The sequence below is a fragment of the Streptomyces sp. NPDC107454 genome (assembly GCF_055582885.1).
This window is the reverse complement of the sequence record NZ_JBVJPA010000049.1, coordinates 1-7,588: the sequence shown is the minus strand read 5'-3', so window position 1 is coordinate 7,588 and position 7,588 is coordinate 1. Positions and strand designations below refer to the sequence as shown.

7 protein-coding genes and 1 tRNA gene are annotated in these 7,588 nt (G+C 70.2%); 6 read left to right on the top strand and 2 right to left on the bottom strand.

All coding sequences use genetic code 11. The annotated features are described in order from the left end of the window. Positions 1 to 90 precede the first annotated feature (90 nt). Entirely contained in the window at positions 91 to 597 is a 507-nt protein-coding gene (locus ACZ69M_RS50905; RefSeq protein ID WP_470060513.1) for a DUF3830 family protein, read from the bottom strand. Between the two features lie 107 nt (positions 598 to 704). Here ACZ69M_RS50905 and ehuB point away from each other — a divergent pair, with 107 nt between their 5' ends. The 6 genes from ehuB to ACZ69M_RS50875 all read left to right on the top strand — a co-directional run bounded on the left by ehuB (position 705) and on the right by ACZ69M_RS50875 (position 4,967). Continuing rightward, complete coding sequence (gene ehuB, locus ACZ69M_RS50900; protein WP_470060512.1) at positions 705 to 1,634, top strand: ectoine/hydroxyectoine ABC transporter substrate-binding protein EhuB; 930 nt, start codon at positions 705 to 707, stop codon at positions 1,632 to 1,634. Further along, positions 1,631 to 2,350, top strand: a complete 720-nt coding sequence (gene ehuC, locus ACZ69M_RS50895) for an ectoine/hydroxyectoine ABC transporter permease subunit EhuC (protein WP_470060511.1) — start codon at positions 1,631 to 1,633, stop codon at positions 2,348 to 2,350. The genes ehuB and ehuC overlap by 4 nt, the downstream gene beginning before the upstream one ends. Next, on the top strand, positions 2,347 to 2,997 hold the full coding sequence (gene ehuD / locus ACZ69M_RS50890; RefSeq protein ID WP_470060510.1) for an ectoine/hydroxyectoine ABC transporter permease subunit EhuD: 651 nt from the start codon (positions 2,347 to 2,349) through the stop codon (positions 2,995 to 2,997). Before ehuC ends, ehuD begins: the two co-directional genes overlap by 4 nt. Continuing rightward, on the top strand, positions 2,987 to 3,817 hold the full coding sequence (gene ehuA, locus ACZ69M_RS50885; protein WP_470060509.1) for an ectoine/hydroxyectoine ABC transporter ATP-binding protein EhuA: 831 nt from the start codon (positions 2,987 to 2,989) through the stop codon (positions 3,815 to 3,817). The genes ehuD and ehuA overlap by 11 nt, the downstream gene beginning before the upstream one ends. A 216-nt stretch (positions 3,818 to 4,033) precedes the next feature. Beyond that, positions 4,034 to 4,792, top strand: coding sequence for an IclR family transcriptional regulator (locus ACZ69M_RS50880; protein WP_470060508.1), 759 nt, complete (start codon positions 4,034 to 4,036; stop codon positions 4,790 to 4,792). A 101-nt stretch (positions 4,793 to 4,893) separates the two neighbouring features. Then, positions 4,894 to 4,967 (top strand) — tRNA-Lys (locus ACZ69M_RS50875). Positions 4,968 to 5,000: 33 nt separating this feature from the next. On the opposite strand, the gene ACZ69M_RS50870 is transcribed toward ACZ69M_RS50875, so the two are convergent. After that, on the bottom strand, positions 5,001 to 7,556 hold the full coding sequence (locus tag ACZ69M_RS50870) for an amino acid adenylation domain-containing protein (RefSeq protein ID WP_470060507.1): 2,556 nt from the start codon (positions 7,554 to 7,556) through the stop codon (positions 5,001 to 5,003). Between the last annotated feature and the right edge of the window lie 32 nt (positions 7,557 to 7,588).

Below are 7,588 nucleotides of genomic sequence, written 5' to 3'. Positions count from 1 at the left end.
CCCTCGTACTGGATGTACTTGGGTCTGTGCCCGGTGCGGCGAGAGTACGTGCATGGCGTCGCGGGGCAGACGGGAATGTGACGACAGGGCCTAGGCAGGGCCCGGAGCCCGACGGAAGCTGAGCGTCTCCCCCAGGGCGCCCGAGCGCCAGAGGTCGTTGCAGGCCTCGGCCATCGCCTCCAGGCCCTCGGTCACCTGGCCCCAGACGATGCCCGGGACCCAGCCCACGTCCCCGTTGAGCAGCAGGTTGTTGCGTTCGTAGAAGAGGGCCAGGTCGACGACCGTAGTGCCGGGGCGTACGTCGGTGTCGTAGCCGTAGGCCTTCGTACCCAGTTCCGTGCCCGCGAAGGCGAAATAACAGAGGTCTCCGGGAATGGGGGTGACTGTCGGATTTTCCAGCGGTGGCTCCGATTTCGCGAAAGGCGGGAAAAGGGCGTAGATCTCATTGCGTGCGTACTTCGCGTGGTAGACGTCGCCGCCCAGGGGTAGCGCGTCCCACACCGCCGCGCAGGTGACCGGCGCCCGGTCGTCGAGCAGTTTCGCGGTGCAGTGGACTGCGCGCTTGACCAGCGAGACCTCGATGAATCGATCAGCCATGCGTTCCATGGTCTCCCCGGAGTCAAGGGCGCCTCGACCTCACCCGACGTCGCACGGGGCCGAAATCGATCCGAATACTTCGCATGCTCTCGGGTAGCCGCGCGGCCATGGCTCCACCACTCAGTAATGACGGGAATGACGGGACCGACGCGCAGAAACGAAGTCCGAGTCGGCGGTCACTGCTCGCGGGTGTCTCCGCACTCGGTGCCGCCGGTGCGCTGGGCTCCGCCGGCTGCACCCGGGTCGCCACCGCGTCCGACAACGGCGGTGATCTCCTCGACCGGCTCAAGGCGCAGGGCGTCGTACGGCTGGGCATAGCCGGTGAGATCCCGTTCGGCTACATCGACAAGAACGGTGCACTGACGGGCGAGGCGCCCGAACTCGCCAAGGTGATCTTCAAGCGGCTGGGCGTCGACCGGGTGCAGCCCGTGCCGACCGAGTTCGGCTCGCTCATTCCCGGGCTCAACTCGCAGCAGTTCGACGTCGTGTCCGCGGGGATGTACATCAACCCGGAACGCTGTCAGCAGGTCGTCTTCGCCGACCCGGACTACCAGATGCTGGACGCCTTCATCGTGCGCAAGGGCAATCCGAAGGGCCTCCACGACTACAAGGACGTCGTGGCGAAGAAGGCCAGGTTCGCGACCGGCACCGGGTACGCCGAGATCCAGTACGCCGTCGAGGCCGGGTACAAGGAGAGCGACATCCTGATCGTGCCCGATCAGGTCGCCGGGCTGAACGCGGTCGAGGCGGGCCGTGTCGACGTCTTCGCCGGGACGGCGCTGACCACGCGCGAGGTGGCCAGGAAGTCCCGCAAGGCCGAGAGCACGAAGCCCTTCACGCCCCTGGTGAAGGGCAAGCCGCACGTCGACGGCGGCGGCTTCGCGTTCCGTTCCGCCGAGACGCGGCTGCGCGACGCCTTCAACGTGGAGCTGAAGAAGCTGAAGGCGAGCGGGGAGTTGTTCCGCGTTCTGCGGCCCTTCGGGTTCACCCGGGCCGAGATGACCGACATGACCGCGAAGGAGCTCTGCCGCGGATGACCTCGGGACTCTGGGAACTCGTACTCAAAGGTGTCTGGGTCACCGTCCAGCTGCTGTTCCTCAGCTCGCTGGTGGCCGGGGCCGTCTCGTTCGCCGTCGGTGTCGCGCGCACCTCGCGACGGTGGATCGTCCGCTTCCTCGCGGGCCTCTACACCGAGGTGTTCCGCGGCACCTCCGCCCTGATCATGATCTTCTGGGTGTACTTCGTGCTGCCGCTCGCCTTCGGCTGGCAACTCGTCCCGATGTGGGCGGGCACGCTGGCGCTGGGGCTGACCTACGGGGCGTACGGCAGTGAGATCGTGCGCGGCGCCCTGAACGCCGTCGACCCCGCCCAGCGCGAGGGCGGCATCGCGCTCGGCTTCACGCCCTGGCAGCGGATGCGGCTGATCCTGCTGCCGCAGGCGGTGCCCGAGATGATCCCCTCCTTCTGCAACCTGCTGGTCGAACTGCTCAAGGGCACGGCCCTGGTGTCGATCATGGGCATGGGCGATCTGACGTTCAGCGGCAACCTCGTGCGGCTCGCGCTCCAGGAGAGCGCGGAGATCTACGCGTACGTCCTGCTGATCTACTTCGCGATCGCCTTCGTGATCACCCGGCTGATGCGGGCGCTGGAGCGGCGGCTGAAGGCCGGGATCGGCAAGGCGCCCCAGCCCGCCAAGGCCACACCGCGACGCGCGGAAGCCGCCGGCGTCGGTGCGACGGGAGGTGCCGCATGAACTGGGACTGGGGCGCGGTGCGCGACTTCATGCCGCATTTCTGGGACGGACTGCTGGTCACCCTCCAGGCGCTGGCGCTCGGCTCGGTGATCTCCTTCGCCCTGGGCCTGGTGTGGGCGCTGCTGATGCGCGCGCCGACCCGCTGGGTGCGCTGGCCGGTCGGGGTCGTCACGGAGTTCATCCGCAACACCCCGCTGCTGGTGCAGCTGTTCTTCCTCTTCTACGTGCTGCCCGAGTGGAACATCACGTTCTCCGCGCTGACCACCGGTGTCGTCGCGATCGGGCTGCACTACTCGACGTACACGATGCAGGTCTACCGGGCCGGTATCGAGGGCGTGCCGGCCGGCCAGTGGGAAGCGGCCACGGCGCTCAACCTGCCGCTGCGGCACACCTGGACCGCGGTGATCCTGCCGCAGGCGATCCGCCGGGTGGTGCCCGCGCTCGGCAACTACGTCATCTCGATGCTCAAGGACACCCCGATGCTGATGGCGATCACCGTGCTGGAGATGCTCGGTGAGGCGCGGCTGTACTCCCAGGAGCACTTCCAGTTCACCGAGCCGCTCACGGTCATCGGCGTGGCCTTCATCCTCGTTTCCTGTCCCGCTTCCCTCCTTCTGCGAGCCCTGGAGCGACGTCTTGTCCGCTGACACTCCCCTCGACACGTCCAAGACCCCCGCAGGTACGACCCCTGCGGAGAAGGCCGACCACACGGCCAATCCGCCGGTGGACGGCGGCGAGCTGATCCGCTTCGACAAGGTCACCAAGCGCTTCGGGGACAACACCGTCCTCGACGGCCTCGACTTCCGCGTCGACTCCGGCAAGCACGTCACGCTGATCGGCCCTTCCGGCTCCGGCAAGACGACGATCCTGCGGCTGCTGATGACGCTGGCCAAGCCCGACGAGGGCACGATCACGGTCGCCGGTGAGCGGCTCCACCCGGCTCCCGAGAAGCAGATCCGGGAGGTCCGCAAGAAGATCGGGATGGTCTTCCAGCAGTTCAACCTCTTCCCGAACATGAAGGTGCTCCGCAACATCACCGAGGCGCCGGTCACCGTCCTCGGGCTGTCCGGGGACGAGGCCGAGGCGCGGGCCCGGGAGCTGCTGGAGCTGGTGGGCCTCGCGGACAAGTGCGACGCCTACCCGAGTCAGTTGTCCGGCGGACAGCAGCAGCGGGTGGCGATCGCACGGGCGCTGGCGATGCGGCCCCAGGTGCTGCTTCTGGACGAGGTGACGTCCGCGCTCGACCCCGAGCTGGTCACGGGCGTCCTCGATGTCCTCCGGGACATCGCCCACACCACCGACATCACGATGCTCTGTGTGACCCATGAGATGAATTTCGCCCGCGACATCTCGGACCAGGTGCTGATGTTCGATTCCGGCCATGTCATCGAGTCCGGTTCGCCGGATCGGATCTTCACCGATCCCGAGCACGAAAGGACCCGGGAATTCCTCAGCGCGATCCTGTGACTACAAATAGTGAACGCGACAAGGTGCGAGGTCCGGACCATGTGGCATGCCCGCTGAGCCATGACCTCGGCATATGCCAGAGTGTCGCACTCCTGTTGAGCGAACCGGAGCGCACCGACTTTCTCGCCAACAGCCCCTCCCCACCAAGCGTTTGACAGTTATCGTGGAGGAGCTCAGCTGTCCGGATCGATGGCCCAAAAAGCGCAGGGGGAAACCGTGGCGCTGATGAACGAGCCGACCGCGCCGTACCACTCGGCCCAGGACGCCCTGCGCGTCCTGGAGACGGTGGCCCGGCACTCCGGCGGTGTCACCGACGTCGAGCTGGCCCGCCAGACGGGCCTCGACACGGAGCGCCTGACCGCACTGCTGCGGATGCTGCGCCGGGAGGGGTACGTCGAGCAGGTCGTCGACGGCGCGTACGTCGCCGGCGTCGCCCTCGGCCGGCTGGGCTCCGCCCACGGCCGCGACCAGGCACTGCGCGAGAAACTCCAGCAGACCATCGACCGTCTGCGCGACTCGGTCGGCGCCGCGATCTACATCAGCCGCTACATCGACGGCGAGGTGCACGTCACCCAGTGCGCCGAGGGTCCCGCGACCCCCGCGGTCAACGAATGGGTGGACTTCCGCTCCTCGGCCCACGCCAGCGCGGTCGGCAAGAGCCTTCTCGGCCAGCTCGACCTGAACGCCCGGCGCGACCACCTCTCCCGTCACAAGATGGCCCGCCTCACCTCGCGGACCATCACCAACGAGCGGCTGCTGCTGTCCCGGCTCGACGCCCAGCCGGCCACGGTGCCGGTGCTCGACCTCCAGGAGTACGCGATCGGCACGGTCTGCGCGGCCGTCCCCATCACCGCGGGCTCCTCGGTCGGCTGCCTCGCCCTCTCCCTCCCGGTCGAACACGCCCACCGCCTGCGCCGCGCCGCCGACACACTCAACCGCGGCGCCACCCCCGTCCTGCTCTCCCTCGCCATCTAGGGCCTGTCGTTCGGATCAGGTCCTGGGTGGTCGGAAGCACCCGTCCGGACCAGGTAGTATTTCTTTTGTCGCCGACCGCGGGAGCGGGAGGCGAGAGTCATGCGCCGCTAGCTCAGTTGGTTAGAGCAGCTGACTCTTAATCAGCGGGTCCGGGGTTCGAGTCCCTGGCGGCGCACATGAGAAGGCCCTTCACCACGGTGAGGGGCCTTCATTCGTCTGCCATGGCCAGCGACAGGGCGTGGACCGTCGGATGCGTGTAGAGCAGCCGCAGGGAAAGCGCGGGCAGCCCGCGCTCGCGCAGGGCGGTGCCGACACGGATCGCATAGAGCGAGTTCCCGCCGAGCTCGAAGAAGTTGTCGTCCGGGCCGACGGGGACACCGAGGATCTCCTCCCACACCCCTGTGAGGGCCGTCACCAGATCTCCGGTGGGCGCGGGCACCGACACGGGCTTCCGCGGCGCCGGGAGACGGTCGCGGTCCAGCTTGCCGTTCGAGGTCAGCGGCAGCACGGGGACGGCGGTGACGGTCGTCGGCAGCATGTGGTCGGGCAGCAGCCGCGCGGCCCGCCTGCGTACGTCGCCGGTGTCGCCTTCGGCCACGACATACGCGTCGATCCGCACCCCCGCCGCGTCCTCGAAGGCGTCCCCGCTCAGCACCACCGCCGCCGCCGTGACCACCGGGTCCTCCAGCAGCACCGCCCGGATCTCGTCCGGCTCGATCCGGTACCCGCGCACCTTCACCTGGCTGTCGATCCGCCCCAGGTGCTCCAGTGAACCGTCGGCGCGCAGCCGGCCCAGGTCACCGCTGCGGTACCACCGGCCGGGGCCGTACGGATCGTTCACGAACCGCTCGGCCGTCAGCTCGGGCCGCCCCAGGTATCCGAGGGCGAGGCCTGCCCCGCCCACCCAGATCTCCCCCGCCGCGCCCTTCGGCAGCGGGCGCCCCCGCTCGTCGCGTACCGACACCGACCAGCCGGGCAGCGGGCGGCCCACCGAGCGGGAGGCGGCCAGGGCCTCGCGCCGGGTGACGGTCGCCGCGGTGACGTGGACGGTGGTCTCCGTGATCCCGTACATGTTGACCAGGCGGCAGCGGTCCTCCGGGTGGCGGTCGAACCAGCCGAGCAGCGGCCGGGTGTCCAGCGCCTCCCCGCCCAGCACCACCAGCCGCACCGACAACCCTTCCTTCGCGCCCCGGTCCACCGCCCGCACCTGCCCGAAGGCCGACGGGGTCTGGCTGAGGACGGTCACCGACTCCCGTACCAGCAGCGCGTGGAAGTCCTCCGGCGAGCGCGCCACCCAGTGGTCCACGACCACCAGCCGGGCGCCGGTCAGCAGGGCGCCCCAGATCTCCCACACCGAGAAGTCGAAGGCGGCGGAGTGGAAGAACGTCCAGGTGTCGGCGGCGGTGAGGGCGAAGTCCTCGCGGGTGGCGTCGAGGAGGGCGAGGACATTGGCGTGGGGGACGACGACCCCCTTGGGGCGGCCGGTCGAACCGGAGGTGTGGATGACGTAGGCGGGATCCCGCGAGGTGAGGTTCCGCGGTGCGGGGTTCCGCGGCCGGCCGGTCCGCGCGGCGCCCAGGTAGGGCGCGGTGTCCCGGACGACCAGCCGTACGCCCGCGTCGCGCGCCGTGCGGTCGAGGCGCTCCTCGGGGTGCGCCGGATCCATCGGTACGTATGCCGCGCCCGCCTTCAGCACCGCGAGCATCGTCGCCACCAGGTCGGCGCCGCGCTCCAGCCGGACACCGACCCGGTCACCGGGGCGGACCCCGGCGGCGCGCAGTCCGGCGGCCAGCCGCTCGGCGCGCTCGCGCAGTGCCCCGTACGTCGTCGTGGTGCCGTCGTGGGTGAGGGCGGGGGCGTCGGGGTGGCGGTCGGCACGGGCGTCGAAGGCGGTGTCGATACGGGTGGGGTCCGTGCGGGTGCGGTCTGTACGCGTGGGGGCGGCGGGCCGGGGTTTCGCGGCGGGGGGCGCGAGCAGGCGTTCGGCCTCCTCGCGGGGGATGAGCTCGATCTCCGTGAGGGGAACCCGGCCCAGCTGACCGTGCGCGTGGGTGAGGTGACGGGCGAAGGCCCCGGCGCAGGCGTCGTCGATGTGCCGGAGCCGGTGGTGCAGTTCGACCGTGGCGCCTCGGGGGACGAGGGTCAGCGGGAAGGAGGGCGTCTGGAACGGGAGTTGGTGGCTGAAGGCGGGGTCCCCCGGACCCTGGTCGTCGAGGACCGTGGCGTACGCGGGCAGCGCGTCCCCCGGGTCCCGGTATTCGTAGCGGGCGAGGACCAGGGCGGTGGCGAGGACCAGGGCGTCGAAGGCCCCGGCCGGCACCGGCACGGTGACCACGCCCGTCCGGTCGCCGGCGTCCTCGTCGCCCGTCGCCCAGTCGACACGGGGCCGGTGCGGGCCGCTCGGCGGCTCGTGGCCGCCGAGCGGAACGGCCACTTCGGCGCCGGGACGGTGACCGAGCAGGACGTGCGCGATGTCCTGGAGCGCGGCCGGGGTCAGCACCGTGTGGTCGGCCACCAGCACCAGGTGGGCGCCCCCGCCCTCGTACCGCAGCAGGACCGCGCGGAACGCCGGGCCCGATGGGTCGAGCGGCCGGTGGAGTTCGCTGCGCAGCCGGTGCGCGGCACACCGCGCGGGCACCGAGTCGCTCCACAACACCGGCCACCGCCCGGGCAGTTCGGGCCACCAGCCGCGTACGGCCGCGTCGAGGAGGGGCCCGGGATCGACGGCGCCGGGAAGGCGCGCGGCGAGGGCGTGACACGTCACGTTCGGTCTCCAACCGTGGGGACAGGACCTAG

What these genes read in the sequence shown, in the direction of transcription:
- ehuB (WP_470060512.1), top strand. Translation starts at nt 705, where the DNA reads ATGGCTCCACCACTCAGTAATGACGGGAATGACGGGACCGACGCGCAG.
- ACZ69M_RS50905 (WP_470060513.1), bottom strand. Translation starts at nt 597, where the DNA reads ATGGCTGATCGATTCATCGAGGTCTCGCTGGTCAAGCGCGCAGTCCAC.
- ehuC (WP_470060511.1), top strand. Translation starts at nt 1,631, where the DNA reads ATGACCTCGGGACTCTGGGAACTCGTACTCAAAGGTGTCTGGGTCACC.
- ehuD (WP_470060510.1), top strand. Translation starts at nt 2,347, where the DNA reads ATGAACTGGGACTGGGGCGCGGTGCGCGACTTCATGCCGCATTTCTGG.